Origin of the sequence: Nocardiopsis yanglingensis (genome assembly GCF_045809185.1) — a bacterium.
GTDB lineage: Bacteria > Pseudomonadota > Gammaproteobacteria > Xanthomonadales > Xanthomonadaceae > Stenotrophomonas > Stenotrophomonas yanglingensis.
Genome location: NZ_JBJNRH010000005.1, coordinates 96,920 through 120,726 on the forward strand (window position 1 = coordinate 96,920; position 23,807 = coordinate 120,726).

31 protein-coding genes, 4 tRNA genes and 1 riboswitch are annotated in these 23,807 nt (G+C 65.5%); of the genes, 14 read left to right on the forward strand and 21 right to left on the reverse strand.

Annotated elements, in window-relative coordinates; all coding sequences use genetic code 11:
- Window positions 1-14: 14 nt before the first annotated feature.
- Together hemN and ACJ7C5_RS09415 are read right to left on the reverse strand one after the other, a co-directional pair.
- Window positions 15-1,424 carry an oxygen-independent coproporphyrinogen III oxidase gene (gene hemN / locus ACJ7C5_RS09410; RefSeq protein WP_094000308.1) on the reverse strand — a complete coding sequence of 470 codons (1,410 nt, stop codon included), beginning with the start codon at window positions 1,422-1,424 and terminating at the stop codon, window positions 15-17.
- Between the two features lie 44 nt (window positions 1,425-1,468).
- Window positions 1,469-1,846 carry a group III truncated hemoglobin gene (locus tag ACJ7C5_RS09415; RefSeq protein WP_412703733.1) on the reverse strand — a complete coding sequence of 126 codons (378 nt, stop codon included), beginning with the start codon at window positions 1,844-1,846 and terminating at the stop codon, window positions 1,469-1,471.
- Between the two features lie 242 nt (window positions 1,847-2,088).
- On the opposite strand from ACJ7C5_RS09415, the gene ACJ7C5_RS09420 reads away from it, so the two are divergent.
- Window positions 2,089-2,382, forward strand: coding sequence for a hypothetical protein (locus ACJ7C5_RS09420; protein WP_412703734.1), 294 nt, complete (start codon window positions 2,089-2,091; stop codon window positions 2,380-2,382).
- On the forward strand, window positions 2,379-3,428 hold the full coding sequence (locus tag ACJ7C5_RS09425; protein ID WP_088025583.1) for a 4Fe-4S dicluster domain-containing protein: 1,050 nt from the start codon (window positions 2,379-2,381) through the stop codon (window positions 3,426-3,428). The genes ACJ7C5_RS09420 and ACJ7C5_RS09425 overlap by 4 nt, the downstream gene beginning before the upstream one ends.
- Window position 3,429: 1 nt before the next feature.
- Here the strand turns inward: ACJ7C5_RS09425 and ACJ7C5_RS09430 are convergent, their stop codons facing one another.
- Both ACJ7C5_RS09430 and ACJ7C5_RS09435 read right to left on the reverse strand, forming a co-directional pair.
- Entirely contained in the window at window positions 3,430-3,654 is a 225-nt protein-coding gene (locus ACJ7C5_RS09430) for a hypothetical protein (RefSeq protein WP_412703735.1), read from the reverse strand.
- A 365-nt stretch (window positions 3,655-4,019) separates the two neighbouring features.
- Complete coding sequence (locus tag ACJ7C5_RS09435) at window positions 4,020-4,229, reverse strand: helix-turn-helix domain-containing protein (protein ID WP_088025581.1); 210 nt, start codon at window positions 4,227-4,229, stop codon at window positions 4,020-4,022.
- A gap of 111 nt (window positions 4,230-4,340) precedes the next feature.
- On the opposite strand from ACJ7C5_RS09435, the gene ACJ7C5_RS09440 reads away from it, so the two are divergent.
- A complete protein-coding gene (locus ACJ7C5_RS09440) occupies window positions 4,341-4,742 on the forward strand; it encodes a transcriptional regulator (RefSeq protein WP_010486043.1) in 402 nt (133 codons plus the stop codon).
- 22 nt (window positions 4,743-4,764) lie between these two features.
- Window positions 4,765-4,828: riboswitch (Fluoride riboswitch) on the forward strand.
- A gap of 82 nt (window positions 4,829-4,910) precedes the next feature.
- Complete coding sequence (gene crcB, locus ACJ7C5_RS09445) at window positions 4,911-5,303, forward strand: fluoride efflux transporter CrcB (protein WP_125432070.1); 393 nt, start codon at window positions 4,911-4,913, stop codon at window positions 5,301-5,303.
- A gap of 3 nt (window positions 5,304-5,306) precedes the next feature.
- Here crcB and ACJ7C5_RS09450 read toward each other — a convergent pair whose 3' ends face one another.
- Together ACJ7C5_RS09450 and ACJ7C5_RS09455 are read right to left on the reverse strand one after the other, a co-directional pair.
- Window positions 5,307-6,140: an AraC family transcriptional regulator gene (locus tag ACJ7C5_RS09450; protein ID WP_412703736.1), complete on the reverse strand. Its 834-nt coding sequence runs from the start codon at window positions 6,138-6,140 to the stop codon at window positions 5,307-5,309.
- Window positions 6,141-6,236: 96 nt separating this feature from the next.
- A complete protein-coding gene (locus ACJ7C5_RS09455) occupies window positions 6,237-6,749 on the reverse strand; it encodes a P-loop nucleotide/nucleoside kinase family protein (protein WP_097049137.1) in 513 nt (170 codons plus the stop codon).
- A gap of 261 nt (window positions 6,750-7,010) precedes the next feature.
- On the opposite strand from ACJ7C5_RS09455, the gene ACJ7C5_RS09460 reads away from it, so the two are divergent.
- Both ACJ7C5_RS09460 and ACJ7C5_RS09465 read left to right on the forward strand, forming a co-directional pair.
- Window positions 7,011-8,087 (forward strand): alpha/beta hydrolase, encoded by a 1,077-nt coding sequence (locus ACJ7C5_RS09460; protein WP_412703737.1) that lies wholly within the window; start codon window positions 7,011-7,013, stop codon window positions 8,085-8,087.
- A 90-nt stretch (window positions 8,088-8,177) separates the two neighbouring features.
- The gene (locus ACJ7C5_RS09465; RefSeq protein ID WP_088025576.1) at window positions 8,178-8,378 is read left to right on the forward strand and encodes a hypothetical protein; all 201 of its coding nucleotides are present in this window, start codon (window positions 8,178-8,180) and stop codon (window positions 8,376-8,378) included.
- Window positions 8,379-8,410: 32 nt separating this feature from the next.
- Here ACJ7C5_RS09465 and ACJ7C5_RS09470 read toward each other — a convergent pair whose 3' ends face one another.
- Window positions 8,411-9,343: a LysR family transcriptional regulator gene (locus ACJ7C5_RS09470; protein ID WP_097049140.1), complete on the reverse strand. Its 933-nt coding sequence runs from the start codon at window positions 9,341-9,343 to the stop codon at window positions 8,411-8,413.
- Window positions 9,344-9,449: 106 nt separating this feature from the next.
- On the opposite strand from ACJ7C5_RS09470, the gene ACJ7C5_RS09475 reads away from it, so the two are divergent.
- Window positions 9,450-10,070, forward strand: coding sequence for an FMN-dependent NADH-azoreductase (locus ACJ7C5_RS09475; protein ID WP_412703738.1), 621 nt, complete (start codon window positions 9,450-9,452; stop codon window positions 10,068-10,070).
- Between the two features lie 57 nt (window positions 10,071-10,127).
- Window positions 10,128-10,892, forward strand: coding sequence for a thioesterase family protein (locus ACJ7C5_RS09480; RefSeq protein WP_094000089.1), 765 nt, complete (start codon window positions 10,128-10,130; stop codon window positions 10,890-10,892).
- Between the two features lie 15 nt (window positions 10,893-10,907).
- Here ACJ7C5_RS09480 and ACJ7C5_RS09485 read toward each other — a convergent pair whose 3' ends face one another.
- Together ACJ7C5_RS09485 and ACJ7C5_RS09490 are read right to left on the reverse strand one after the other, a co-directional pair.
- Complete coding sequence (locus ACJ7C5_RS09485; RefSeq protein ID WP_088025572.1) at window positions 10,908-11,177, reverse strand: hypothetical protein; 270 nt, start codon at window positions 11,175-11,177, stop codon at window positions 10,908-10,910.
- Between the two features lie 123 nt (window positions 11,178-11,300).
- Window positions 11,301-12,005, reverse strand: a complete 705-nt coding sequence (locus tag ACJ7C5_RS09490) for an ArsR/SmtB family transcription factor (protein ID WP_412703805.1) — start codon at window positions 12,003-12,005, stop codon at window positions 11,301-11,303.
- Between the two features lie 105 nt (window positions 12,006-12,110).
- Between ACJ7C5_RS09490 and ACJ7C5_RS09495 the strand changes: the two genes are divergently transcribed.
- The gene (locus tag ACJ7C5_RS09495; protein ID WP_088025570.1) at window positions 12,111-12,752 is read left to right on the forward strand and encodes a flavin reductase family protein; all 642 of its coding nucleotides are present in this window, start codon (window positions 12,111-12,113) and stop codon (window positions 12,750-12,752) included.
- Between the two features lie 10 nt (window positions 12,753-12,762).
- On the opposite strand, the gene ACJ7C5_RS09500 is transcribed toward ACJ7C5_RS09495, so the two are convergent.
- Window positions 12,763-13,284 carry a GNAT family N-acetyltransferase gene (locus tag ACJ7C5_RS09500; RefSeq protein ID WP_412703739.1) on the reverse strand — a complete coding sequence of 174 codons (522 nt, stop codon included), beginning with the start codon at window positions 13,282-13,284 and terminating at the stop codon, window positions 12,763-12,765.
- Window positions 13,285-13,391: 107 nt separating this feature from the next.
- Between ACJ7C5_RS09500 and ACJ7C5_RS09505 the strand changes: the two genes are divergently transcribed.
- On the forward strand, window positions 13,392-13,796 hold the full coding sequence (locus tag ACJ7C5_RS09505) for an NUDIX hydrolase (RefSeq protein ID WP_412703740.1): 405 nt from the start codon (window positions 13,392-13,394) through the stop codon (window positions 13,794-13,796).
- Between the two features lie 72 nt (window positions 13,797-13,868).
- Here ACJ7C5_RS09505 and ACJ7C5_RS09510 read toward each other — a convergent pair.
- The 3 genes from ACJ7C5_RS09510 to ACJ7C5_RS09520 form a co-directional block, all read right to left on the reverse strand.
- Window positions 13,869-13,942 (reverse strand) — tRNA-Cys (locus ACJ7C5_RS09510).
- Between the two features lie 66 nt (window positions 13,943-14,008).
- Window positions 14,009-14,084 (reverse strand) — tRNA-Gly (locus ACJ7C5_RS09515).
- 142 nt (window positions 14,085-14,226) lie between these two features.
- Window positions 14,227-14,302 (reverse strand) — tRNA-Gly (locus tag ACJ7C5_RS09520).
- A gap of 130 nt (window positions 14,303-14,432) precedes the next feature.
- Here ACJ7C5_RS09520 and ACJ7C5_RS09525 point away from each other — a divergent pair.
- From ACJ7C5_RS09525 to ACJ7C5_RS09535, 3 genes are all read left to right on the forward strand, one after another.
- Window positions 14,433-14,834, forward strand: coding sequence for a hypothetical protein (locus ACJ7C5_RS09525; protein ID WP_412703741.1), 402 nt, complete (start codon window positions 14,433-14,435; stop codon window positions 14,832-14,834).
- Window positions 14,827-15,270: a hypothetical protein gene (locus ACJ7C5_RS09530; protein ID WP_412703742.1), complete on the forward strand. Its 444-nt coding sequence runs from the start codon at window positions 14,827-14,829 to the stop codon at window positions 15,268-15,270. The genes ACJ7C5_RS09525 and ACJ7C5_RS09530 overlap by 8 nt, the downstream gene beginning before the upstream one ends.
- A 107-nt stretch (window positions 15,271-15,377) precedes the next feature.
- Window positions 15,378-15,818 (forward strand): hypothetical protein, encoded by a 441-nt coding sequence (locus ACJ7C5_RS09535; protein WP_412703743.1) that lies wholly within the window; start codon window positions 15,378-15,380, stop codon window positions 15,816-15,818.
- Between the two features lie 10 nt (window positions 15,819-15,828).
- Here ACJ7C5_RS09535 and ACJ7C5_RS09540 read toward each other — a convergent pair whose 3' ends face one another.
- From ACJ7C5_RS09540 to ACJ7C5_RS09555, 4 genes are read right to left on the reverse strand one after another with little or no spacing between them, the layout of a single operon-like run.
- The gene (locus ACJ7C5_RS09540; protein WP_412703744.1) at window positions 15,829-16,743 is read right to left on the reverse strand and encodes an HlyD family secretion protein; all 915 of its coding nucleotides are present in this window, start codon (window positions 16,741-16,743) and stop codon (window positions 15,829-15,831) included.
- Window positions 16,740-17,468 (reverse strand): ABC transporter ATP-binding protein, encoded by a 729-nt coding sequence (locus ACJ7C5_RS09545; protein WP_412703745.1) that lies wholly within the window; start codon window positions 17,466-17,468, stop codon window positions 16,740-16,742. Before ACJ7C5_RS09545 ends, ACJ7C5_RS09540 begins: the two co-directional genes overlap by 4 nt.
- Window positions 17,469-17,478: 10 nt before the next feature.
- Window positions 17,479-18,618: an ABC transporter permease gene (locus ACJ7C5_RS09550; protein WP_412703746.1), complete on the reverse strand. Its 1,140-nt coding sequence runs from the start codon at window positions 18,616-18,618 to the stop codon at window positions 17,479-17,481.
- On the reverse strand, window positions 18,615-20,078 hold the full coding sequence (locus ACJ7C5_RS09555) for an efflux transporter outer membrane subunit (RefSeq protein ID WP_412703747.1): 1,464 nt from the start codon (window positions 20,076-20,078) through the stop codon (window positions 18,615-18,617). The genes ACJ7C5_RS09550 and ACJ7C5_RS09555 overlap by 4 nt, the downstream gene beginning before the upstream one ends.
- Before the next feature lie 253 nt (window positions 20,079-20,331).
- Here ACJ7C5_RS09555 and ACJ7C5_RS09560 point away from each other — a divergent pair, with 253 nt between their 5' ends.
- Complete coding sequence (locus ACJ7C5_RS09560) at window positions 20,332-20,616, forward strand: hypothetical protein (RefSeq protein ID WP_412703748.1); 285 nt, start codon at window positions 20,332-20,334, stop codon at window positions 20,614-20,616.
- A 67-nt stretch (window positions 20,617-20,683) separates the two neighbouring features.
- On the opposite strand, the gene ACJ7C5_RS09565 is transcribed toward ACJ7C5_RS09560, so the two are convergent.
- From ACJ7C5_RS09565 to ACJ7C5_RS09580, 4 genes are all read right to left on the reverse strand, one after another.
- Window positions 20,684-20,759 (reverse strand) — tRNA-Gly (locus ACJ7C5_RS09565).
- Between the two features lie 114 nt (window positions 20,760-20,873).
- Window positions 20,874-22,157: a type II toxin-antitoxin system HipA family toxin gene (locus ACJ7C5_RS09570; protein ID WP_412703749.1), complete on the reverse strand. Its 1,284-nt coding sequence runs from the start codon at window positions 22,155-22,157 to the stop codon at window positions 20,874-20,876.
- Window positions 22,150-22,467 carry a helix-turn-helix domain-containing protein gene (locus ACJ7C5_RS09575; protein WP_412703750.1) on the reverse strand — a complete coding sequence of 106 codons (318 nt, stop codon included), beginning with the start codon at window positions 22,465-22,467 and terminating at the stop codon, window positions 22,150-22,152. Before ACJ7C5_RS09575 ends, ACJ7C5_RS09570 begins: the two co-directional genes overlap by 8 nt.
- A 157-nt stretch (window positions 22,468-22,624) precedes the next feature.
- Entirely contained in the window at window positions 22,625-23,731 is a 1,107-nt protein-coding gene (locus ACJ7C5_RS09580) for an NAD(P)/FAD-dependent oxidoreductase (RefSeq protein WP_412703751.1), read from the reverse strand.
- Window positions 23,732-23,807: the final 76 nt, after the last annotated feature.

The window sequence follows — 23,807 nt, forward strand, 5'->3', positions numbered from 1 at the left end:
AGCACAAGCTACCTTCAGATCGCCCGCGAATAACGCGGTTGCTCGTGCGCGGCACGCAGATACGGGTCGAAGCACATCGCCAGCAACCGCAGCAACGGTCGCCCAGGTTCACTGGCACGCACCACGCCACCACGGTATTCGGCCAGTCCGTCTTCCTGCAGCCGCTGTACCGAACGCAGGTCCTCGGCGAAGTACTGCTCGAAATCCACGCCATGACGCTGCCCCAGTAGCACACCATCCACCTCGCCCTGGCACATCAGCTGCTGGATCAGGTCCGCACGCAGCTGGTCGTCGGCACTCAACGCCACGCCGCGCCAGACCGGCAGCTGGCCCTGGTCGACCGCGTCCTCCCACGACTGCAGGTCGCGCGGATTCTGGCTGTAGGTGGCACCGATGTGGCTGATCGCACTCACGCCCAGGCCGAGCAGATCGGTATCGGCGTGGGTGGTATAGCCCATGAAGTTGCGATGCAGCTGGCCGGCGCGCTGTGCACGCGACAGATCCTCTTCCGGCAGAGCGAAGTGATCCATGCCGATGTACTGGTAGCCGGCGGCAGAAAGCTTCTCCACCGCCAGGCCCAGCAGCGCCAGCTTGTCTTCCGGCGAAGGCAAGCGGCTTTCATCGATCTGCTTCTGTGCGCGGAACAGATGCGGCAGATGCGCATAGCCATACACCGCCAGGCGATCCGGTCGCAGCGCCAGCACCAGTTCAAGGGTGCGGCCGAATCCTTCCAGGCTCTGTCCCGGCAGGCCATAGATCAGGTCGACGTTGACCGAACGCATGCCGCTGTCGCGGCAGGCGCGCAGGATGTCCAGCGTCTGCTGCACACCCTGTATGCGGTTGATCGACTCCTGCACCTGCGGGTCGAAATCCTGCACGCCCAGGCTGGCCCGGTTGAAGCCCAGCCGCGCCAGCATGGCGACGTCACGGGTGTCGATGAAGCGCGGATCGAGTTCGATCGAGAAATCGCGCTGCGGCGAATCACTGAAATCGAAACGTCGGCGCAACCCTTCCACCAGCGTGGTCATCGCCTCGGCATCGAGGAAGTTCGGCGTACCACCGCCCAGGTGCAGCTGGATCACCTCGCGGCCGTCATCGAACTGCGGCGCCAGCAGGTCGGCCTCGGCCAGCACGCGCGAGACGTAGCTGTGGCCACGACCGCGATCGCGGGTGATCACCCGGTTGCAGCCGCAGTAGAAGCAGGGGCTGGAACAGAACGGCACATGCACGTACAGCGACAGCGCGCGGGCCAGCTGGTTGCTGTCGGCGATCGCCTGGCGCAGTGCCGGCGCGTCGAACCCATCATGGAAATGCGGCGCGGTCGGGTACGAGGTGTAGCGCGGGCCCGGCCGGTCGTGCCGGCGCAGAAGGTCGGGGTCGAAGGTCCAGGCCAGGCCACCGGCGGCAGGAGAGAATGTGTCCATGCCGCCAGCATCGCGCCGGGCGGCCTGCGCCGCCTTGACCCAGATCAATCCTTGGCAGGGATGCCCAGCACCGGCAGGCCCACCTGCGGCCAGCGCAGCATCTGGTAGCGCTTCCAGAAGGTGTCACCGATGCGCGCGGCCACGTCGTTGGCCAGTTCCTGCATCGGCGGGTTGTTGCATTCGGCGGTGGTGACCCGGAACAGCACCAGCCAGCGGTCGAACAGGTCCTTGTCCAGCTCGATGGCCATGTGCTTGGACATCGGCGAGCCCTTGAAGCGGCGGGTACCGCGCAGCATCGCCGACCAGAAGTCGACCAGTTGCGCCAGATGTTCCGGCCAATCATGCACGTGCGCCTCGAACACCGGTCCCAGCCGTTCTTCCTCACGCACACGGGCATAGAAATCGTGGACCAGGCGGGTCACTTCCTGCTCGGTGCACAACTCGGACGAGGCGACGGGGAGGACAGGCGGCGGTGTTGCGTTCATCAGGGTACCCAAAGCGTGCCGGCAGTGTGCCGCACCCAGGCGGCAGCGCCGTTGATCCAGATCAATGTCGGCGCAGTCCGCTGCACCTAGGCTGGCACGCTTGCAGGAAGCATGCCCTGCGGATGCTGCGCCAGCCTTGGCGAAGTATACGCGCCGCCCACTTTCCGATCCGGGACAGCATGAACAGACCCTCTCCCAGCCGCCGCCAGCGGCTGATACAGCATTGGGGCGCCATCCTCTGGCCCAGCTTCATCGCCGCCGGCGTGGCCAGCGTGGTGTTCTTCGCCTTCGTCGATCCGTTGCGCCTGCAGGCGATCAGCTTCCCGGACACGGCCATCAGCCGCGAGCTGGGCTATACCGCAGGCTTCTTCATGTTCTGGACGGTAACGGCGCTGTCCAGCGCGGTCACCTGGCATCTGCAACGACCGATGCCGAGCGACGACGACGACGACGACGAGCTGCCGCTGGGATGAGCACGCCCTGCACAACGACACCGCGCCCCTGGCACTGGCGCGGCACACTCAACGCTGTTCTGCTGGCCCTGTTCTACGCGCTGCCGTGGTTGCGCTGGGACGGACGCCAGGCGTTGCTGCTGGACATCAATGCCCGGCGCTTCGACCTGTTCGGCTGGACGTTGTGGCCCAACGACGTCGGTGTGCTGATCGGACTGCTGGCGGTGCTTGCGGTGGGCCTTGCGCTGCTCACCCACGTCGCCGGGCGCATCTGGTGCGGCCACGCCTGCCCGCAGACCCTGTGGCGCCGGGCCTTCGACGGGATCGCCCGTGCCGCGTCCCGGTTGCTTCCCGCCTCGGCTGCGCGCCCGGCCACCCAGCTGGCCTGGGGGCTGTTGTCGCTATGGACCGGGATCACCTTCGTCGGCCTGTTCAGCCCCATCGCCGAACTGGTGACCGCTGCGCCCCACGCCGGCTGGAGCCGCTGGGAAACCTTTTGGGTGCTGTTCTATGCGGCCGCGACCTGGGGCAATGCCGGCTTCCTGCGCGAGCAGGTCTGCCGTTCGTTGTGCCCGTTCGCACGCATGCAGCCATTGCTGACCGATCCGCATACACCGCGCATGCTGTACGACGCCCGCCGCGGCGAGCCACGCGGACCGCGTCCATCCGGTCTGGGCGGCGTGCTCGGTCGCGGTCGTGGCCTGCTCGATCCAACAACTGCGCAGGACTACGTGTTCCGTGCTGCGCATCCGCTGCTGGCCGGACCCATGCCGACCTTCAGCGCCGATCGCCTCGGTGACTGCACCGACTGCGCTGCTTGTGTCAGCGCCTGCCCAATGCAGCTGGACATCCGCCAGGGGCCGCAGGCCGATTGCCTGGCCTGCGGCGCCTGCCTGGAAGCCTGCGCACAACAACAGCACCGGGCCGGTTTCGGTCCGGGGCTGGTGCGTTACTGCAGTCCGCAGGCGATGGCCGGACAAACGCGGCGCTGGTGGCGACCACGTACCCTGGCCCTGCTGTCGATGCTGCTGGCGCTGCTTGCCTGCGGCGTCTGGCGCCTGCTCTGAATCAACGCGGCCCGCTGGCGTGCGGCGGAACCAGCTGCGCACGTCGCACGATGCCCAACTGCTCGATGATCAGCGCCATTTCGTTGGTGACTTCGGTACGCTCGGTCCCCTGCGGGACCAGGCGGTCCAGCACCTGCTGGTAGGTATCCCAGAACGCCGGACCGCATCCGTGTTTGTGATAACTGGCTTCCAGTTCGCGGCGTACCCGTTCAGCCAAGCCATGCATGCCGTATTCCATACGACCTGCGTTGGACTTGTTCTGCATTGTTGACGGTCTACCGACTCACTTGCGTGCTACTGAAAGACTCCCAGGCTTCACGCCCGGTTGATGCCAATTAGTCATAGATTTCACGACAGGTCAATTACATGCAGCGACTTTCGTGATCGAAATTATTAATCGTTCACGAAACTACATACGGCCCCCCGGCCGTCCCGGATGGGTTGAACCCGACATGCCGCACAGCTCCCAGACTCCCACTTCCAGTTGAAGAGACTGATCGGATCCACCCGATTCATCGAATCTGCCTATTTCGCTAAGCATACTTAGCAAATGGCGCTAAGCGTGCTGTATGCGACAAAAGGCGGCGCAGTTCAGATGGATTCGCGTCCCGTTGCTTCAGTCGCGGGGAACAGATTCGGGTAGCGCTGATGCAGGATGAACTGTCGCAGGGCCGGGATCGGAAAGTCCCTCGGCCATTGCGACACCGCGGAACGGCTTATGCCAAAGAAGCGTGCCAGTTCGGCGTCGGTGCGGAATCCCAGCCGGGTGCGCACCTGCCGCTTGCTCCAGAATTCGGTCACGGTCGGTCCTTCTGTTAACCAGACTGATTCTTGCGACAAGGCTTCTTCGCAATCCACGCGTTAAGCTGGCTTGCATAGATGAATACTCTCGGCCAACGACTCGCGGCAGCCATGAAGAAAGCCGGGCACCCACGCCCGGCAGATCTGGCACGCGCCGCCAAATCAACGACAGCAACCATCAGCAACTGGCTCAACGACCATGTGAGTGCCTCGCACGTTAAGGCCGAACAGCTGTTCCGCATCGCCGATGCGGCCAAGCTGGACGCACGCGAGCTGCTGTACGGGGTCAGCGGGCTCGGCGTCGGTGAGCCTGGCAGCGCCTACATCCCCAGCCAGGCCCATCTGGATGTCTGGCAGGACGCCTATGAGCTGGTCAGCCATCTGGTGGCCGAGAACGGGCTGGAGATCGACCACCGCCGGCATGCGGCGCTGGATCTGCTCGCGTTCGAACTGCTGATGGATGGCTTCAGCCGCAGCAAGGTGGCTCGCGTTCTGACGACCTCGATGACGTGAATGCACTGCCGCTGGTAGCATGGACCGCGATGGGGATGGGGCTCCCCCGATAACCGCCTGAGAAGGCTGATGGCTCCTGCCAGGACGAACCCGGTGTTCGTCGACGGCAGGTCGTGCCTGCCCTCGGCGTTCGCCATTGACCCTGCGAACCCGCATTCGAGGCACGCCATGCAAGCATTGAACAATTATTTTCTGGTCTTCGTCGGCGGTGGCATCGGCGCCTGCCTGCGCCACGCCTGCAACCTGATCGGCGCGCGGGTGGCGGTCGGCAGCCCCTGGCCCTGGTCGACCTTCCTGATCAACATCAGCGGTGCGCTGCTGATGGGCGTGGTAGTCGAGGTCTTCGCCATGCGCAATGGCGCCTCGCCACAGCTGCGCCTGTTGCTGGCCACCGGCATCCTGGGCGGCTACACCACGTTTTCCACCTACGCGCTGGAGATCGGCCTGCTGCTGCAGCGTGGCCAGCATGGTCTGGCGGCACTGTATGCCGGTGGCTCGGTGGCGCTGGGCCTGGCCGGTCTGTTCGGTGGCATGAGGCTGGCCCGGCTGGTGCTGGGCTGAGGCTCAGGCCGCGCCCGCGCGTGCCTGTCCGCGCCACTCCCGCGGCGACTGCCCGGTGTGCGCCTTGAACGCGCGCGACAGCGCCGCTTCGCTGCCATAGCCCACATCATCGGCAATACGCTTCAGCGGCCTGCCCTGCCGCAGCGCCTGCTGCGCAAGCCCGACCCGCCAGCCCTGCAGGTACTGGCCCGGCGTGGTGCCCATCGCCTCGCGGAAGCTGGCGGCGAACACGCTGCGTGACATGCCGGCAACCTCGGCCAGGTCTTCCAGGGTCCAGGACTGTGCGGGCGCTTCATGCATCGCCACCAATGCCAGCCGCAGCCTCGGATGACCCAGCCCGGCGAACAGGCCGCCGCGCATCTCGCCCCCTTCCATCAGCTGGCGCAGCACCTGGATCATCACCACCTCGAACAGCCGGTTGACCATCGCCGCCCGCCCGCAGCGCTGCTCGAACGCCTCTTCGAACAGCAGTTCCAGCGCCGCGTGGCCGCCATACAGATCCGCCAGCGGCAGGCAGATGAAATCCGGCAGTGCCGCGCTGATCGGATTGAGCGGACCACCTTCGAAATGCAGGTTGGCGCAGGCCATGTCGGCGCCGTGCTGCGGGTCGGTACTGAAGCGGTGCGGCATCGGCCGCGGATACAGCAGCAGGCTGGGCACCTCGACCTGCACAGTCTGCTGGCCATGGCTGACCTGCAGCGGGCCGCGCCGCACCAGATGCAGCTGGCCGGCCTCATCCTCCCCCTGCAGGGTGTTGATGCCGCACAGCGCGCCGGCATGGAACACCGAAGCGGTGACCGAGAAGCGTTCGAGCAGGATGGCGAGACGATCGACCATGACGGGACTCCGGGTCAAGCGAGGCGGGCTCAATGCGACAGATCGTATCGGAATCGCCACCTTAATGGTCGACTGAACGGCGCCCTCTCCGCGCCCTCACGCATCTTGTGCATGACGGATCACCACGAAGCCCTCCTCCGGCGCAGGTGCCACGAAGTGGCGGGTGATCTGCTCGAAGGCTTCATCGCTGGCCTGGAACGGGTGCTCACCGCGTGCATTGCGGGCACGCAACCGCGCCTTGCAGACGGCGTCGGGAGCATCGAGAAAATGCAGCTGATGGGCAACGCCGGCCGACTCGAACAGTTCGCGGCCCCAGGCACGGGCGGCGGGCGTGTTGAACGGAACGTCGAGCACGACGGAGACGCCGGCCTGCAGGATCGCGCGGACATGCTGCGTCAGCGCAGCGCGCAGTGCTGCCGCGCGCCGCAGGTAGTCGGCGACGGAATGGATCTGGTCGGGATACAGCGCCGCCAGCCAAGCGTCCTCGCTGATCAGCACGTGGCACGGCTGCGCTACCAACTGCTGCGACAGAGTGGACTTTCCGGCGCCGATCTTGCCGCACACCAGGTGCAGGGTCGGGGCGTCGCGGGTCGACGAAAGAGGGTACATCTGCGTTCTCCTCGGTGGATTCCAATACCCGGAAGAGCGCCGTATGCAACCCGCCTTCCCGGGCGGGTTGCAGGGCCGTGACGACCGCGCGCTACCCCGCCTTCCCGTGGGGAATGCGGATAATCGACGCGGTGGTTTGCAGGGCCATGCCGCCAGCGTAGAGCGCGGCATGGCTGGCCGGCAATCCCCTGCGGCAGTGCAGCGCGCGCAACAATTCGCAGGCATCTATGCTCGGCGCCATTCCCGGATGGAATGACCACGATGCGCCCCTTGCTTCGATGCGCCCTCGCCCTCGCCCTTCTGCTGCCTGCGGCATCGCTGCTGGCTGCGCCACCCACTGCACCACGCATGCTCAGCGGTGAACTGCAGGGTGCCCCCTGGCGCCTGGACGTGCCGGCTGACTGGAACGGCGACCTGGTGATGCTGGCGCACGGCTACGAGCCGGTGGGCGTGCCACGCACTACGCCGATGACCGCCAATGACAGCACTGCAACGCTGCTGGCCGCAGGCTACGCCGTCGCGCAGAGCGCCTATGCCAGCCAGGGCTGGGCCGTGGCCGATGCGATCAACGACATGGAACGCCTGCGCCAGCATGCGCTGGGCGAACTCAAGCGCGTGCACCACACCTGGCTGCTCGGATTCTCGATGGGCGGCGCGGTGACACTCGCCAGCCTCGAGCGCTACCCGCAGCACTACGCCGGTGGCGTCTCGCTCTGCGGTGCCAACCTCAGTGGCGAACAGATCGCCGCCGACCTGCTGACCACGCTGGTCGCCTTCGATTACTTCTTCCCCAATGCGGAAGGCCTGCCGGCCAGTGGACTGGCCTCGCGCGAAGCAGCCGCGTTGCCGCAGGGAGCGCTCTATCAAGGCATCGCCGGCGCGCTGCAGCAGAATCCCCAGCATGCCGAGGTGCTGGCCAGGCGGCTGCAGGTTGCTCCGGATGCGCTGGCCGGTACGATCAGCCTGCATGCACTGGTCCTGCACGAACTGGCGACACGTAGCGGCGGCATGCCGGTGGGCAACAGGGGCGTGGTCTACCGCGGCTTCGGCGACGACACGGCGTTCAATGCCGGCGTGCAGCGTCTCGACGCGGTGCCCGCTGCACAGGCCGATGTCCGCGCCAAGCTGGCACTGAGCGGCGCGTTGAAACGACCGCTGGTGATCCAGTTCAACAACAACGACCCCACCATCGTGCCGCACATGCAGACGGTGTATCCGCAGCTGGCGGCGCATGCCGGCGCACGGCCGTTGCCACGGGTGCTGCCTGCGGCAGGCGAAGGGCATTGCGGCTTCTCTGAAGCCGACGTGGTCGAGGCTTTGAAGGCTGCACGGCGGTGAGCACAACGCGTGTCGCGGTGCGTCAAGGCCGCGATGGAAGGACTGCTATGGTAGCCCCGCCCATTGAAGGGCACACAAAGGACTGACGTGATGATCAAGACGACCTTGAAGACCGTGATGTTCCTTGGCATGGCCGTAACCGGCCTGGCCTTCGCCGCAGGATCCTGCGAGTTCTGCACGCTGAAGTACGAGCAGTGCCTGCGTACATCACATGGACCGCTGGGCAAGACCTCCGAGCAGTGTCTGGCCGAGTACAAGCTGTGCCGCGAAACGGACTGCCCGTCGCCCTGACCGGCATCCAGCCGGCTCCTTCGGGAGCCGGCTCAACGCTCACCGGTGCGTCCGGCCTCCACCTCCAGCAGGCGCGCCGGCAATTGCTGCAGCAATGCGTCCACCGCCACCCGCGTCTTCAGCGGCAGGTGCGGCACCCACGGCCACACCGCATGGATCGGATAGATCGCACTGGAGGCAGCCGGAAGAACTTCCAGCAACCGCCCCTGCTGCAGGGCATCGCGCACCAGCCAGTACGGTAGCCAAGCCACACCCAGCCCTGCCACGGCCGCATCAGCCACGCCCTGCAGATCGTCCATCTGCACGCGTGCATCCGGCTTCAACACCTGCGGCTCGCCATCCACCCGCATCTTCCATTCCATCACCTGGCCGCGGCGGCTGTAGGCCACCGCCTCCAGCCCACGCAGTGCGTCGACGGTGTGCGGCAGCTCGCGCCCGGCCATGAACGCCGGCGAGGCGCAGATCGCCATGCGGTGTTCGCCCAGCGGCCGCGCCACCAGATCGCTGCTGTCCGGCAATGCGCCAATGCGGATCGCCAGGTCGATGCCCTCCTCGCGCAGGTCGACCGTACGATCATTGAACTGCAGGTCCAGCGCCAGCGCCGGATGCTGGCGGGCCAGCTCAAGCAGGATCGGTGCGATGCACAGGTGGCCGAACAACACCGGCAGGGACACGCGCAGGCGACCGGCAACCTGGGTGCGCCCGCCCTCGAGCGCGGCCTCGCCTGCACGGATTTCCTCCAGCGCTCGCAGGCAATGCTGGTAGTAGAGCGCCCCGGCTTCGGTCAACTGCTGGCTGCGCGTGGTGCGCAGGAACAACGGGGTGCCGAGGCGGGCTTCCAGCCGCGCAATGCTCTTGGCCACCGCTGAGCGGGTGACCTGCAGCGTTTCGGCCGCCTGCGCGAAGTTGCCGGCCTGCACCGTGGCCACGAACACGTCGATACCGTTGAGATCGGACAATGCCATAATGTATCCAACCAGGAACCAATGGAAGGAAAAAATAGCGCCACTGGCGAAGTTTTTAAAGTCTAGAGTGGGCACCCTCCCCTTTCGCGCAGATCGACTTCCCGCCATGAGCAAGGTGCTTGTCCTCCACTCCAGCCTCAACGGCACCGCCTCGCGCAGCGCCGGCCTGATCAATCGTTTCCTCGCCGAGCGTGCCGCGCAGGGCTTCGATGACGCCGTCACCGTGCGCGACCTCACCGCACTGGAACTGCCGGTGCTGGATGAGGAGATCTTCCACGCCCTGCGCGGTGCAGAGACCCCGGGGCCGCGCGCACGACAGGCCATCGCGCTGTCCGATGCGCTGATCGGCGAGCTGATGGACAGCGACCTGCTGCTGATCGCCGCGCCGATGTACAACCTCAACGTACCGACGCCGCTGAAGAACTGGTTCGACCTGGTCGCCCGAGCGCGCGTGACCTTCCGCTACACCGACACCTGGCCGCAGGGCCTGGTCCAGGGCGTGGAAGCGGTGGTGTTCAGCCCGCGCGGCGGCGTGCATGTCGGCCAGGGCACCGACACGGTGACGCCCTACCTGCAGTCGGTGCTGGGCCTGATCGGCATCACCGAGGTTGATTTCGTCTACGCCGAAGGCATGGACATCCGCCCGCACGGCATCGAACAGGGGATGGCCCGCGCGCAGGCACAATTGACCGCGTTGGCGCAGCGCATGCCATTGCCGACCGCTTAGGATGCAGAGGCCGGCAGCCATCCTGCCGCCTCTTTTCCCGCTGAAGCAACGCATCCGATGGCCTTCTTCGAACGACTGAGCGACACCCGCTACCTGCCGACCGAACATACCGGCGGCGCCTGGAACATCCGCGAGCAGCACATCGCACCGGCGATCGGGTTGCTGGCCCACCACCTGGAACGCGACGCTGCGGCGCGTGGCCATGGCTTCCTGATCGCGCGCCTGTCCTACGACATCCTCGGCACCATCCCGATCGAAGCGATGGAGGCTGAGGTGCAGGTGCTGCGAGGTGGTCGCACCATCGAACTGGTCGAAGCCACGCTGCGCCATGACGATCGTCCGGCGCTGCGTGTACGCGCGTGGCTGATGCGCCCGAACGATACGCAGGCCATCGCCGGCACGCCCATCGCCGCCATCGCACCACCGGAGTCGATGCCCGCGTGGAATCCGGGTACGGTGTGGCCAGGCGGGTTCATCCAGAGCATCGAGATCCGCCGGCACGACCAGGGACCTGGACGGGCCACCTACTGGGCACGCGCGAAGCACGCGCTGCTGGACGGCGAGGCGGTCAGCCCCTTGGCCCGTGCCGCCACGCTGTTCGACCTGTCCAACGGCATGGCAGTACGCGCCGATCCGAAGGAGGTTGCCTTCCCGAACCTGGACCTCACCGCTCACCTGTTCGGCATGCCCGAAGGCGAGTGGCTGGGTTTCGACACGTCGGTGTCGTTCGGCCGCCAGGGCATCGGCCTGACCAGCACCGTGCTGCATGATGCGCGCGGCCCGATCGGAACACTCGGCCAGGCGCTGACCGTACGCCCGTAATCGCAACGGGCAGCGTCAGCCGCCCAGCGTGCCCATGGTGAAGGTGTAGCCGGAACTCATCAGGAATTCGCGCATGCGCATTTCCGCGCGGCGCGGTGAGGCCAGATTGGCCGGTGCATACAGCGCGTAGACCACGCCGGCGCCTTCGATGGCCTCGCGCCGCACGCCACAGTGGCGGGTCTCCGAGGCGACCACCCAGCCATCCTTCAGCCGATCCGGCCCGATCGACTGACCGTTCATCAGCCGGAACGTCAGCCAACGTACTTCCACAGAAGATTTGCTCATTGCCGGCGTACCGCCAGCGTGCCGCGATCGTTCATGTCCTTGCTCGCCATTGCAGCTCCCTAAGACTTGGAACTCGACCATAGCGCCTTGCCATGTCGTGGGCGAATGAGACTGGAAGGGCCCTTACGTCGCCAAGCCGAACCGCTTCCACAGCGCTTCGCGCCCGAGTTGCGTCAGGCGCAGCTCGCGCCGGCCCTCAACCCGCCGAAGCCAATCGTTCTTCACGAAGCTGTCCAGCATCGCCTCGCCGACCAGTCCAGCCAGATGCGGGCGCCGCTCGGTGCAGTCCAGGCATCCCCGGCAGTAGCGCGCAGGCTTGACCGTCACGGGAAGCCGCAACAGCTCAGACAGCGGCTGGCCGAGCTCCTGCAGGAACATTGCGCCCTCCACACTCACCTGCCAATGCGCCTGGTGCGGTACCAGGTGTCCGGCCTGCAACAAGCTGTCGGTGATCGCCACCGCATGCACGCCGGCCAGATGCCGGTAGCAGGAACGCGCCTGGCGCAACGCCGGCATGCTGCGTGATGCCGCAGCGGTGCAGGACGGGGTGCGGTCGGCAACGCGCAGGATGCCCTCCAGCATGTCGGCAACCTCGTGCGAGGCCAGCCGGTGGTAGCGGTGTCGCCCCTGCGCGACAGCGACCAGCAGATCGCCCTCGACCAGCCTGCGCAGGTGCGTGCTCGCCGTCTGCGGCGTCACCCCGGCCACCCGTGCCAGCTCCATCGCGGTGTACGCACGTCCGTCCATCAACTGCAGCAGCATGGATGCGCGCGCCTGGTCGCCAACCAGGGCACCGACGCTGACAAGGGAACCAGAGGTATGGACCATGCCGGCATTGTGGCACGCCGTTGCGGGCAGACAGTTCGATGCAGGCCGAAGCGTCGGCACCCGCTGCCACGGCACAGTGGCCACCCCGATAGTGCAAGGCCTGCCATGAAATCCGCTCCGATTCCCCGCCGCCGCATCACCCCTTCGGTCCTGTACCCGGGCACGCCTGTGCTGCTGATGACCACGCTGAACGACGACGGCAGCAGCAACATCAGTCCGTTGTCTTCGTTCTGGGCCTTGGGCAACCGGGTGGTGCTGGGCCTCGGCGTGCAGGGTCAGGGCTATCGCAACCTGCAGCTGCGCAACGAATGCGTACTGAACTTCCCATCCTCTGCGCAGGCGGCCCAGGTCGAGGCCATCGCGCGTGCGACCGGCCGCGATCCGGTTCCCGATGCCAAGCAGGCGATGGGCTACGTGCATGTGCATGACAAGTTCGCGCTGGGCGGCTTTACCGCCGTACCGTCAGCACAGGTGGCACCCGCTACGATTGCCGAATGCCCGCTGCAGGTGGAAGTCACGGTGATGGCGATGCACGCACCCAATGATGACGATGGCCAGCACTTCGTGATCGTCGAAGGCCGCATCCGCTGCGTGCATGCGCATGAAGCGATCACCCATGCAGGCACCCAGCACATCGATGTCGCCCACTGGAAACCGTTGATCTATCTGTTCCGCCACTACCTGGGCGTGGGTGAACCAGTCGGGCGCAACTTCCGCGCACAGACGCCGGCACATGACCCGGCGTAGAGGCGGTGATTCAAGGTGCCGGCGATGATGGGTGGCTGGTCACTGAAATCCAGTACGACACCATGTCCACATAGCAGCCGTCGCGCTTCACCGCGCGCGGCTCGATGCCGAATTCGGTAAATTCCAACGATTCGTACAGTCCACGCGCGGCAGCGTTGTCTGCCAGCACCGTGAGCGTGAGCGACTCGATGCCATCCGCGCGTGCCGCCGCGAATGCCGCAAGGAACAGTTGACGGGCGATGCCGTGTCCACGATGGGCTGCGTCAACATGGACGCTGTGGATCTCCGCCGTGTGCCGCCGCGCCAACCGCGCCGGACGCACATAGCGCAGGAAGCCCGCCAGCATGCCGTCAACGAATGTGCCGAAGTAGCGCGTACCAGGATCAGCAAGCTGGGCGCGCATCACATCCGCCGAGTCATTCTGTGCCTCGGCCAGCGTGGACAGGAACGCAGCGGGCGACTCGCGAAGCGCCTGCAATCGTGCCTGCCAGAGAATGTCGGCATCGTCAGCGCTGAGTTGCCGGATAAGCATGCGACACACCTGTGAGCTTGTTGATGCACAGGTGCCCAGCCTAGCGCGGGTTCGCCTGATACGGCGTGCATGCAAGAATGAAGTCAGCCCCTTCTTCATTCTCCGCCATGACTGAACTGCAGATTCCCCGCGTTGGATGCGGCGCCGTCGTCCGTGATGCCGACGGCCGCATCCTGCTGATCCAGCGCGGACGCGATCCGGAGCGCGGGCACTGGGGCCTGCCCGGCGGCAAAGTCGACTGGATGGAAACGGTGGAGGCTGCCGTGGTCCGCGAAGTCCGCGAGGAGACGGCGTTGGAAGTGACGCCGCTGCGCCTGCTGTGCGTCGCCGATCATTTCGAGCCGGCGCTTGCGCAGCACTGGGTTGCGCCGATCTTCGAGGCTCGGACACCTGCCGGCGCCGAGGCATCCATCCAGGAGCAGGGGGTGCAGACCGGCCTGGGCTGGTTCGCGCTGGATGCCCTGCCCCAGCCGCTGACGCAGGCCACGATGCAGGCGTTGGCCAGGCTGTAGTAAATATTGATCCGGGCAGGTGCTGGCAGCGGACAAACAAAAAAGCCCTGACCGGAGTCAGGGCTTTTCAATTGGAGGCCTCAAGCGGAATCGAACCGCTGTAAACGGATTTGCAATCCGGTGCATAGCCACTCTGCCATGAGGCCAACGTACTGCGCGCCAGGAACAGGGCCCTGACAAGACAAAACCCCATGATGGGGCCTGTCGGAACATGGAGCGGGAAACGAGACTCGAACTCGCGACCTCAACCTTGGCAAGGTTGCGCTCTACCAACTGAGCTATTCCCGCGTAAGCCGACATGGTACCGGAAATCCGGAACACACACCAGCGATTTCACCTTTCTGACTGCGCGTAAAGCCTTGTGGCCCAACGTGCCCCGCCTTGCCGTGGCGGGAGAAAAACAAGGCCCCTACCGGGGCCCTGTAGAATCTGGAGCGGGAAACGAGACTCGAACTCGCGACCTCAACCTTGGCAAGGTTGCGCTCTACCAACTGAGCTATTCCCGCAGATTCCGTTCGACCTGCGTCGAAGGAGCGCTATTGTGTCCAAATTCCTTCACGCCGTCAACAGTCTTCACATCATGCGGTCACGGGCGTCCGCACTGGGGTACGCTGCCCCGCCCAGCCCCGTGCGCCCATGTTCCTTCGCGGCAAGCCCCTGTTGATCGCCCTGCTGCTGCACCTGGTGGTAGCGCTGCTGTACTGGGCACTGATTCCGCTGGGAATAAACTGGTACCGCGACAATTTCGGCTTCACCTCGCATCGCGACATCGGCTTGGGCATCGCCCAGTTCCATCTGTTCTATCTGTTCATCGGCGTCCAGCCGCTGATCGCGGTGTTGCGTCCGCTGTTCGCCAAGCTGTTGGTGCTGGCGATCCCCTTGGCGTTCGCCAGCTGGACGCTGATGCACAACCACCCGCTGCGCCTGCTGTACTTCACCGTCGGGCCCGGCCTGCTGGCACTGGCCGCGATCGTCACATCCGCGTGGTATGCATCACGCAACCGCCTGCCCGCCACCACGGACACCGCCGATGCCTAGACGCTACGTCCGTCTGTTTTGGCTGCTGGTCGCGTTGACCTGGCTGGCGCTGATCGCCGCACTGGTCAATGCCGGCTTCACCCCGGACTACTGGTTGCTGCACCGCTTGGAAGGCGCCGAACTGTCCTACCCGACCAGCACCGTCATCGTGTTCGCGTTGCTGGGAACGGTGGAGCTGGTAGTGGCCGCCTTGATCGTGCGGCCGTGGAAACTGAAGCGGCTGTGGCTGCGCCTGTTGATTGCCTTCGTTCTGCTGCTGGCGTGGTCGGTACCGTGGATGCTGTCGGCCATGCATCAGCCGCCGGTGCACGGCATGCATCTGCTGTGGTTGCTGCTGCTGGACGTTGGGCTGCTGCTGGCGCTGTGCGTGGTGTCGCTGGTCAGTGTCCTTAAAAGCCTTTCCCGCAGGAAGAAGGCCCGGAACGCGGCTCCGTAAGCCATTGGATCCGAGGCCTTCACCGTTTCATTTTCGGATCTCTTGCATGGATTGCAGTACGCCGATAGCTGAATGTTGAGGATCCGCCAGCGACGCGCGCTTGAATCGTGCCCCTGCCCATCGCATTCCGTGCCGTCCCTGCCTTCTGGCTGTTCGTATCACTCATCTGGCTGCTGCTGGTTGCTGCGCTCATCCATGCCGGATTCCAGCCGGATCATTGGCAGCGGCCTTACACCGAGTCCGGGACGCTGCCCTACCCCATCGGCTCGGTGATCACGTTCGCGCTGATCGTCCTCGTGGAAATGACAGTGCTGTGCCTGGCTGTGCAGCCATGGCGGTTCCGCTGCCTGTGGCTGCGGATGCTGCTCGGCATCCTTCCGTGGCTTGCCTGGACGGCCTATTGGGGCGCGATTTCCATGCATCAATCACCCGTGCGTGCCGTGCATATGCTCTGGCTGCTCGGCATGAGCGCCCTCCTGCTGCTTGCACTGCTCGTGGTTGTGCCGGCCTCGCTTTGGCCTAGCCTGCGACGTTGGCTCGAGAACTGAGGCCCGCGCCCTACTTCCGGAACTCCACCCGCACGTGCTGGCCGAAGCGGGCCTTGGCCTCGCCGTCGAACTCCAGCACACACTCCACCACCTTGGCCACGCCACGCCCGGCATCTTCGGGCAGGCGTGCCTGCGCGAACACCGGGCTGATGCGCACCACGCGTGCAGACGGCAGCGTGCTGGTGTTCTCGGCACCATCGCTGTCCGGCACGACGGTGGCCTTCATGCCCACCTGCACGGCATCGGCGTAGGCGGCACTCAGTTCTGCACGCACCTGCAGCGGACGCGCCGGCAGCAGCGAGATCGCCGGCTTGCCCGCCTGCACGAATGCGCCAAGGCCCGGCACCTGGCCGACCACGGTACCGGCTTCCGGCGCGCTCAGCGACATCTGCTGCAATTTCAGTCTGGCGTGCTCCAGCTTGTGCTGGGCCATGTCGACCTGCGCACCGGCCACGTCGACATCGGCGCGCACACCGGCCAGTTGCTGCTTGGCTGCATCGGCCTGCTGGTTGGACGACACGCCTTCGCTGGCGCCGGTGGACAGGCGAGTCGCATTGCGCTCCAGTTCGCGCAGCTGCGCCTGGCTGCCCTTCAGGCGGTCATTGGCCAAAGCGAGATCGGCGGTGGCCATCGCCACCTCCTGCTGCAGCAGGGCTCCATCCAGCGACAGCAGCAACTGTCCCTTCTTCACCGTGGCGCCCTCCTTCACCGGCGCGGCGGTGATCGAGCCATCCACGGGCGGCGCCAGCGCGATCAGGCCACCCTCGACGTCGATGATCCCGCGCGCCACCGCGACCTTGCCGGCGGTGGCAGCGCTGGCTTTACCTGCAGGTGCTTGGGCAGGGGCGTCCTTGGAACAGGCGCCGAGCAGCAGTGCCGCGGACAGGGCCAGGCTGAAGGAAAGCAGGTGCGACGTCTTGATCATTGGGCGGACTCTACAGTTTCGTTCTGGCGGCGGTCATCACGGACCATGCCGTCTTCCATGGCGATCACCCGATCGGCATGCCGGATCAGGCGCGGATCGTGGCTCACGCACAGCACGGTGGCGCCATGCGCACGTGCGTAGCGATGCAGGATGTCGATCACGCGCTGGCCGTTCTCGGCATCCAGCGCGCTGGTGGGTTCGTCGGCGAAGATCAGCGTCGGCGACTTGGCGAAGGCGCGGGCAACGGCCACACGCTGCTTCTCACCGCCGGACAGCTGCGCCGGTCGCATGTGGCTGCGGTGGCTGAGGCCCACCTCTTCAAGTGCCCTGCGGGCCAGCGGTTCGCTTTCGCGATTGCTCATGCCGCGGTAACCCAGCGGCAACTGCACCTGCTCCAGCGCGGTCAGCGCCGGGAACAGGTTGAAGCCCTGGAACACGAAGCCGACATGGTGCAGGCGGAAGCGCTCCACTTCGCTGCGCGTCATGTGGCCCACATCCTGGCCGAGTGCGTGCACGCGGCCGCCATCGGGCGACGACAGGCCGGACAGCAGCGACAGCAGCGTGCTCTTGCCGCAGCCGGAGGGGCCCGACACCAGCGTCAGTTCACCGGGATAGATGTCCAGCGACAGGCCGCGCAGCACCGGCACCTGTACATCGCCGGACATGAAGCCCTTTTCCAGTGCGTCGGCCTGCAGGGTCGGGGCGACGGCGCGTATGGAAGTCATCGGCCGGTCCTCAGCGCAGCAGCAACGAGGGATCGGAGCGGACGACACTGCGTACCGCCATGATGCTCGACAGCATGGCCATCACCGCGACCAGCGCCACGCAGCCGATGATCACCATTGGTGTCAGCTGCACCGGAACGCGCTGGGTCTGTGCGATCAACAGCACGACGGTGCTGAACGCCGCTGCCAGCAACATGCCCACGCCGCCGATCAGCAATGCCTGCTCGAACACCACCCGCGCCAGCGCATAGCGCCCGGCACCGAGCGCATTGAGCGTGGCGTATTCGCGAACCGAGCCGGCCACCACCGAAGCGAACGACTGGTTGGTGATCACCGCGCCGACGAAGCAGACGATGACGGCCATGAACAACACCGCGATGCCGGCACCGGTATCGAACAGCCAGTACTGCTGCGAGCGGCTGGCGAATTCCGGCGCGGTCCAGAACTCGACCGGCGTGGCCTGCCCCATCGACGCGGCCAGACGATCACGCACGCCGTTGGCCAGGTCCGGCGAACGCAGACCCGCCACGAAATAGGTACTGCCCTCGTGTGGATCGGTACCGGCGATGGCGCGCGCGGTATCCAGCGAGGCCAGCACGTTGACGCCACCCAGGCCACGAAGGCCCGGTTGTGCGGCGACCACGCGCACCGCCTTGCCATTGATCCACGCACGGTTGTTCTGCAGGTCCACGCCCAGCGTATCCAGATCGGCACTGTCGACGATCACCGCGCCCGGCTCACGCAGCTGTGCGCGCAGGTCGGCAGGGAGGATGCGCGCGAACATCATCGCGTCGTCCTGGGTGGAGATGCCGGACAGGTACACCGACACGTTGCCGGTACCCTGCGCGCCGGACCGCCATTCGCCATCGACCCACTCGTAGGGCTCCACGCGGGTGATATCCGGATCCATGCGCAGATGGCTTTCCACATCCGCGCTGATTGCATGGCCGTAGTTGACACTCTGAGTGCCGGGGAAACCGGCCCAGATGTCGGCCGAGGATGCCTTCACGTAGATCGCGGCGGTACCGAAGATGCCCAGCACCAGCGCCGCCTGCACGATCAGCAGCACGCCGGCGAAACACATCGCCAGCACCACCGGCAGGAACCGGCGCCACTCGTAGGCCAGGGTCTTGCGAGCCAGTGCGATCATTGCGCCTCGCCCTCAGCCTCGACTGGCAGCGGTGCGCCGCCCAGGGCGCGGTACAGCGAGGCGAATGCGAGCACGCGCGCGCCCTGCGCACCGATCAGATCAGCCTGCGAGGCGAGCGCGGCACGCTGCGAGTCGAGCCCATCGAATTCGCTCGACAGGCCCAACTGCACCTGCCGCGCCTGGCGCTTGACCTGCTGGCCGGCGGCGTCATCGGCCGCGCGCAGCGACTGGATGCTGCTGTCCTGGCGTGCAAGGCTGCCCAGCGCGCCCTCCACTTCGCTCACGCCTTCCAGTACCGCCTTGCGGTAACTCAGCAGTGCAGCGTCCAGCTGCTTTTCGTCGGCATGGAAACGTGCACGGCGTTGGCCCCAATCCCACAACGGAATATCGACGTACGGGCCGATCGACGGACTGGAGTCGGAGTTGGAGCGGGCGTTCTGGGTGAGGTTGTAGGCATACAGGATGGAGCCGCCAAGGCTGACCCGCGGATACATCGCGGCGCGCGCGGAGCCCTTGCTGGCGGCAGCCTGCATCACCTCTGATTCGGCCAGCAGGATCTGCGGACGGTGGCGCAGCAGATCGGCGGGCACCTGCTGCAGCGAGAACGCACCCAGCTTCGGTGGCGTGCGATAGGCGCGCCAGGCCGGATCCGGACCGTCACGACCCAGCAGCAATGCCAGCGCACGGGCCGCGTTGTCGGCGTTTTCCCGAGCCTGTGCGATGGCAGCGCGGGTGGCGGCCTGGCGTGCACGCAGGCGATCCAGCTCGCCCGGCTCATCCAGGCGCAGGCGCTGGCGGACCAGGGCCAACTGTTCGCCACGGTCATCCACGGTCTGCTGCCGGGCCAGCAGGTCCTGCTGGGCCTGTGCCACGGTCAGGTCCAGATAGCTGCGCACCACGTCGGCAATCACCGCCACCTGTGCGGCACTGCGCAGCGCCTCGGCATTGCCGGCCGAGGCCTGCGCGCTCAGCTGCGCGCTCTCGGCGGCGCCGAACAGGCCCAGGTCCCAGATCGCTTCGATGCCGGCATGAAAGTAGGTATCGACTGCGGCGGCGTCCTGTACCTGCTTGGCGCTGGCCGAGATTTCCGGCAGGAAACGCGAGTCGGACGTACCAGCGACAATCCGAACAGCCTGCAGGCGAAGGGTCGCCTGCTGCAGGTCGAGATTGCCGGCGACCGCCTGATCGACCAGGCCATCCAGCGCCGGGTCGGACAACACTTTCCACCACTGTCTGGCGTCCACTGCCACGCCCTGGCCCTGCGGCACCTGGGTCCAGGTGCTGGGCGTGCGGTCCGGCAGGTCCGGAACAGTCACCGACATGCAACCGGCCAGGGCCAGGCTTGCCAACAACGCACCGGGGCGCAGCACTGCATGCAGGGAGAGTCCGCGCCCGGTCCTGGGCACTGCCACTGAAGTGATACGCCTGACCACCAGCCCGCCAACGTGTAGAAGGAGCATGAAGGCTACCGTGCGATTGTGGAGCGAACATGGAGAAATCGTCCGAAAAAGGTCACAGCACGCGTGCGGTTCAGGCAACGCCGACCCAGTCTTTCACTAGGCTTTCAATGTGTTCCCGGCACGGAACACTGGACGACTTTCACGGCGTATTGCACATTGCGGCATTGCCTTGCTTCGATGCTGCCCGACCGTGAAACTCCCTCGCCGCTGGCTGCTGATTGGCTCAATCACGACAGCGACTGTCGGTGTGATCATGCTCGTCCTGACCACCCCACTGGTCTCGAACGCCACGCTGCTACTGATGGAACGCAGCAACTTCATTCCCGCCGAATCCTCGATCTTCACCTTCGAGCCGTATGCCATCAACCAGGGCTCGTCGAACTACTGGTTGTACGGAAAGGATCGCACCTACTACTACCACTTCACCTACGAAGATGACGTTCCCTACGTCTACATCCCGCAGGACAACCGCTGCCCCGGTTTCGACCGGCAGGATGCCCGGACCTGGTGCAGCGCCCTGCCCGGCAAGCCACGCTAGCGCGGCAGTGGTGCAACCGGTGTGACAAACGAAAAACGCCCCCTTTCGGGAGCGTTTTTCTTGAATCTGGAGCGGGAAACGAGACTCGAACTCGCGACCTCAACCTTGGCAAGGTTGCGCTCTACCAACTGAGCTATTCCCGCAGATTTCGTTCGACCTGCGTCGAAGGAGCGCTATTGTGTCGATATTGCTGCACGGCGTCAACAGGAATTTTCACGTGAAGTGAAGGGCGGCGTTCAGGCGCCTGGGCCCGGACCTCAGGTCCGCAGGCCACGCCGGACTTGCTGCAGCAGAGCCACGTTCTCGTTGATGCGCCCTTGGATCATGCTCAAGGTGTCTTGAGCAATAACGTTTGAATACATGCCGTTGGCGATTTCGGTGAATTGGCTGGCCACCTCGCAAATGCCGTCAATCGCCAGACTGGCGTCACCCTGCTGCACTTCTGCTTCCTCGGCAAGCCGAAGCATGTCAGCACGGGAAATCGCCAGTGCCTCCCCCATGACGTCCATCTGGTGATATCCGTTGGGTCCCTCGCAGAAGGTCACGTCGTAGGCCGGGGCCAAGCGCCATTGCCCATCCGGCGACATGATGTAGGCAAAATTCTTCGGATGGTCGTCCCGGTTGTTGAAGGCGACGTTGAAGACCGCACGCTCGAAGGCCACGGCCATTTGCCGCACGTCATTGGTACACAGCTGGGTCGCGCGCAGGAAGTTGACATAGTCCAACGCCCCCGCCGCCTGGTAGTTGGCGCCCGTGAACGCGGCAAGACTCTGCATGGGTACACGCAACCCGTCGTGGCGATCAAAGCGCTTGCTGGCGAACGCGGCCAGCCCATTGGGCAGGCTGAAGTACTGCGTGTCCGGGGTCTCGATGCCGCACCTGCGCAAGCACTCGGCGTAGACCATTTCAATGGCGCACACCTCGGCATGCTCTTCTCTGGCCGGGAACTTGACCAGCCAGGCTTCGAACCCTGGCCCGGCGGTCGTGGTGAACCCACCCAGATGCGGATCGCGATAGACAAGTGCCTTGGGCCTTGCACCTTGGGGTGAGCCGCCCACCAGCAGCAAGGTCTGCAGAAATTCGCCACCGTCTCCCCGGAGCACCTCCTGCACTTCGGCGGCAAGCTGCTCCAGCGGGATGTGGACCTGCGGCGCCTCGCCCTCGGGCGCCACAGGTTCAAACGTCATGGCCCCCATCGCGTTGCCACCGATGTAGGCCAAACGCTGGAGCGGGCCGATGCGTGCTGTGTTGATCCTGCGGCGCCTGAACATGCGGTCCATCAGCAGCATCCCCCAGCCGTCTGGCAAGGCGTCATACACGGGCCCGGGCAGTTGAAGTTGATGGTCCGGAAAATCCCGCCGCAACGGAGGGCCGGCCAGCGGCAGCTTGTACGAAGACAGCTCCAGCCCCCTTTGCCTGGCCTCGTTGCTGTACTCGAACGCGATCAGAGGGCGGCCGGTCAGGGCGGTGGTGGAGACCAGCGTTCCCCAGAGCCATCGCTCTCCCCACCCCTCGTAGAAGACATTCACTTGCTCAGGCATTGCGGGGCTTCCTCTTCGTCCGGAGGCGATTCGCGGCCTCTTCGTAGCGCCGAATGTCTTCGATGCTGTCCAGCTTTGGCTGGAACAGGCCTTCGAGTTCGTTGATCCGACCAAGGACCATCGCCACGCGGACCACCGCCTCGAAGCCAACATTGCGCCCGGCCTCCAGGTTGGACACGGTGTTGGTCCCGATGCCGGCACGCCCGGCCAGCTCCGACTGTGTCATGCCCAACGCCATGCGCTCTGTGCGCAAGCGCTCGCAGAGTCGCTTGACGACCTCGCCGGGCTTGCTGAAGCCCAAATCCAACATAGCGCTCACCACCCTCTTCCCATGCCAGTTGGCAGCCAAATTATAGAATCGGCACCACCCCTGTTCAATGAATTTAATTCCCTAATTTTGTGTCTTATATGCGTATTCATGCAAATAACTACAGAATCATGGAATTATATTCCCATCGAAATGCGCATCACGTGCGCAGGCCACGTCGGTGGAAGTAGACCTGCTCAGCGATGCGCCGCATGGCCGCCGTGTGCAGCAGTGCGTTGAGCGGCCAGTCGGCCTGCAGATGATCCATCGCCCAGCGCAGCAGGCGCTTGCCATGGAATGCCGGCGCCACCTGCCGCGCCACCCGTTCCGCTTCCGGCCCTTGCCCACGCAGATGGCGGGCAATCGCCTCGCCGACCGCCCAGCCGTGCCGCCACGAGGAATGGATGCCGCCAGCCGAGAGCGGCGAGACGATGCCCGCCGCGTCACCGGTCAGGATCAGGCGAGGGCCGGTGATCGGGCCGTCCGGCCGGCCGCACGGCACCAGACCGGCGCGGGTGGCCGAAGGACGCGCCGAGGGCGGAATGCCGACCACATCGCGCACATGCTCAAGGAAGCCATCGATATCTGGCGGCCGCACCTGGTTCGGGTCATGGCGCAGCGCCAAGCCGACCTGCAGCCCGGTCGGGTTCTGTGCGACCCAGCCGATGTAACCCGGTGCAAAGCGCTTGCTGACGAAGCAATGGAGTGCGTCGCCCTGCGGCAACTGGAGGCCGGCGAACTCACGTTCGACGCCGTAGAGGTTGTCACGCACCTGGCCGAGGCCGGTGCGCTGGGCAACGCGTGAGCGTGCGCCATCGGCGCCGACCAGGTAGGCGCACCGCCCTGCCCCTTCCACCTGCCAGCCGTCACCACTGCGATGGGCGTCGGTGAAGGACTGCTGCAGGCGCAGGTCCACGCCATTCGCGCGCAGCTCGCTGGCCAGCCAGCGCATCAGGTTCGGCGTATCGGTGGTGAGGAAGTAATAGCCCGGCGCGGCCAACAACACGCTGCGCAGATTCGGCGCATACAGCCGCACATTGGCAACGCGTTGCACCAGGTATTCGGGCATGCGCCCCAGCCAGGTCTGCTCCATCGCTTCCTTCACCACGATGCCGGTGGTGTGCAGGCGCTCGCCGGGATCGGATTTGCGTTCAAGCACGCAGACGCGCAGGCCGTACTGCGCGGCGGCCAACGCGCAGGCAGCGCCGGCGAAGCTTGCACCGACAATGACCAGATCGTGGTCGTAGGCGGAGGATTGATGAGGCATCGCGGCGTCACCCTTGGAACGAAGGATGCAGCATCCAGCATTCATGTGGTGGGGCGATGGAGCGACGGTGAAGTGA

What these genes read in the sequence shown, in the direction of transcription:
- hemN (WP_094000308.1), bottom strand. Translation starts at nt 1,424, where the DNA reads ATGGACACATTCTCTCCTGCCGCCGGTGGCCTGGCCTGGACCTTCGAC.
- ACJ7C5_RS09420 (WP_412703734.1), top strand. Translation starts at nt 2,089, where the DNA reads ATGAACAGACCCTCTCCCAGCCGCCGCCAGCGGCTGATACAGCATTGG.
- ACJ7C5_RS09425 (WP_088025583.1), top strand. Translation starts at nt 2,379, where the DNA reads ATGAGCACGCCCTGCACAACGACACCGCGCCCCTGGCACTGGCGCGGC.
- ACJ7C5_RS09430 (WP_412703735.1), bottom strand. Translation starts at nt 3,654, where the DNA reads ATGCATGGCTTGGCTGAACGGGTACGCCGCGAACTGGAAGCCAGTTAT.
- ACJ7C5_RS09440 (WP_010486043.1), top strand. Translation starts at nt 4,341, where the DNA reads ATGAAGAAAGCCGGGCACCCACGCCCGGCAGATCTGGCACGCGCCGCC.
- crcB (WP_125432070.1), top strand. Translation starts at nt 4,911, where the DNA reads ATGCAAGCATTGAACAATTATTTTCTGGTCTTCGTCGGCGGTGGCATC.
- ACJ7C5_RS09450 (WP_412703736.1), bottom strand. Translation starts at nt 6,140, where the DNA reads ATGGTCGATCGTCTCGCCATCCTGCTCGAACGCTTCTCGGTCACCGCT.
- ACJ7C5_RS09455 (WP_097049137.1), bottom strand. Translation starts at nt 6,749, where the DNA reads ATGTACCCTCTTTCGTCGACCCGCGACGCCCCGACCCTGCACCTGGTG.
- ACJ7C5_RS09460 (WP_412703737.1), top strand. Translation starts at nt 7,011, where the DNA reads ATGCGCCCCTTGCTTCGATGCGCCCTCGCCCTCGCCCTTCTGCTGCCT.
- ACJ7C5_RS09465 (WP_088025576.1), top strand. Translation starts at nt 8,178, where the DNA reads ATGATCAAGACGACCTTGAAGACCGTGATGTTCCTTGGCATGGCCGTA.
- ACJ7C5_RS09470 (WP_097049140.1), bottom strand. Translation starts at nt 9,343, where the DNA reads ATGGCATTGTCCGATCTCAACGGTATCGACGTGTTCGTGGCCACGGTG.
- ACJ7C5_RS09475 (WP_412703738.1), top strand. Translation starts at nt 9,450, where the DNA reads ATGAGCAAGGTGCTTGTCCTCCACTCCAGCCTCAACGGCACCGCCTCG.
- ACJ7C5_RS09480 (WP_094000089.1), top strand. Translation starts at nt 10,128, where the DNA reads ATGGCCTTCTTCGAACGACTGAGCGACACCCGCTACCTGCCGACCGAA.
- ACJ7C5_RS09485 (WP_088025572.1), bottom strand. Translation starts at nt 11,177, where the DNA reads ATGAGCAAATCTTCTGTGGAAGTACGTTGGCTGACGTTCCGGCTGATG.
- ACJ7C5_RS09490 (WP_412703805.1), bottom strand. Translation starts at nt 12,005, where the DNA reads ATGGTCCATACCTCTGGTTCCCTTGTCAGCGTCGGTGCCCTGGTTGGC.
- ACJ7C5_RS09495 (WP_088025570.1), top strand. Translation starts at nt 12,111, where the DNA reads ATGAAATCCGCTCCGATTCCCCGCCGCCGCATCACCCCTTCGGTCCTG.
- ACJ7C5_RS09500 (WP_412703739.1), bottom strand. Translation starts at nt 13,284, where the DNA reads ATGCTTATCCGGCAACTCAGCGCTGACGATGCCGACATTCTCTGGCAG.
- ACJ7C5_RS09505 (WP_412703740.1), top strand. Translation starts at nt 13,392, where the DNA reads ATGACTGAACTGCAGATTCCCCGCGTTGGATGCGGCGCCGTCGTCCGT.
- ACJ7C5_RS09525 (WP_412703741.1), top strand. Translation starts at nt 14,433, where the DNA reads ATGTTCCTTCGCGGCAAGCCCCTGTTGATCGCCCTGCTGCTGCACCTG.
- ACJ7C5_RS09530 (WP_412703742.1), top strand. Translation starts at nt 14,827, where the DNA reads ATGCCTAGACGCTACGTCCGTCTGTTTTGGCTGCTGGTCGCGTTGACC.
- ACJ7C5_RS09540 (WP_412703744.1), bottom strand. Translation starts at nt 16,743, where the DNA reads ATGATCAAGACGTCGCACCTGCTTTCCTTCAGCCTGGCCCTGTCCGCG.
- ACJ7C5_RS09545 (WP_412703745.1), bottom strand. Translation starts at nt 17,468, where the DNA reads ATGACTTCCATACGCGCCGTCGCCCCGACCCTGCAGGCCGACGCACTG.
- ACJ7C5_RS09550 (WP_412703746.1), bottom strand. Translation starts at nt 18,618, where the DNA reads ATGATCGCACTGGCTCGCAAGACCCTGGCCTACGAGTGGCGCCGGTTC.
- ACJ7C5_RS09555 (WP_412703747.1), bottom strand. Translation starts at nt 20,078, where the DNA reads ATGCTCCTTCTACACGTTGGCGGGCTGGTGGTCAGGCGTATCACTTCA.
- ACJ7C5_RS09560 (WP_412703748.1), top strand. Translation starts at nt 20,332, where the DNA reads ATGCTCGTCCTGACCACCCCACTGGTCTCGAACGCCACGCTGCTACTG.
- ACJ7C5_RS09570 (WP_412703749.1), bottom strand. Translation starts at nt 22,157, where the DNA reads ATGCCTGAGCAAGTGAATGTCTTCTACGAGGGGTGGGGAGAGCGATGG.
- ACJ7C5_RS09575 (WP_412703750.1), bottom strand. Translation starts at nt 22,467, where the DNA reads ATGTTGGATTTGGGCTTCAGCAAGCCCGGCGAGGTCGTCAAGCGACTC.
- ACJ7C5_RS09580 (WP_412703751.1), bottom strand. Translation starts at nt 23,731, where the DNA reads ATGCCTCATCAATCCTCCGCCTACGACCACGATCTGGTCATTGTCGGT.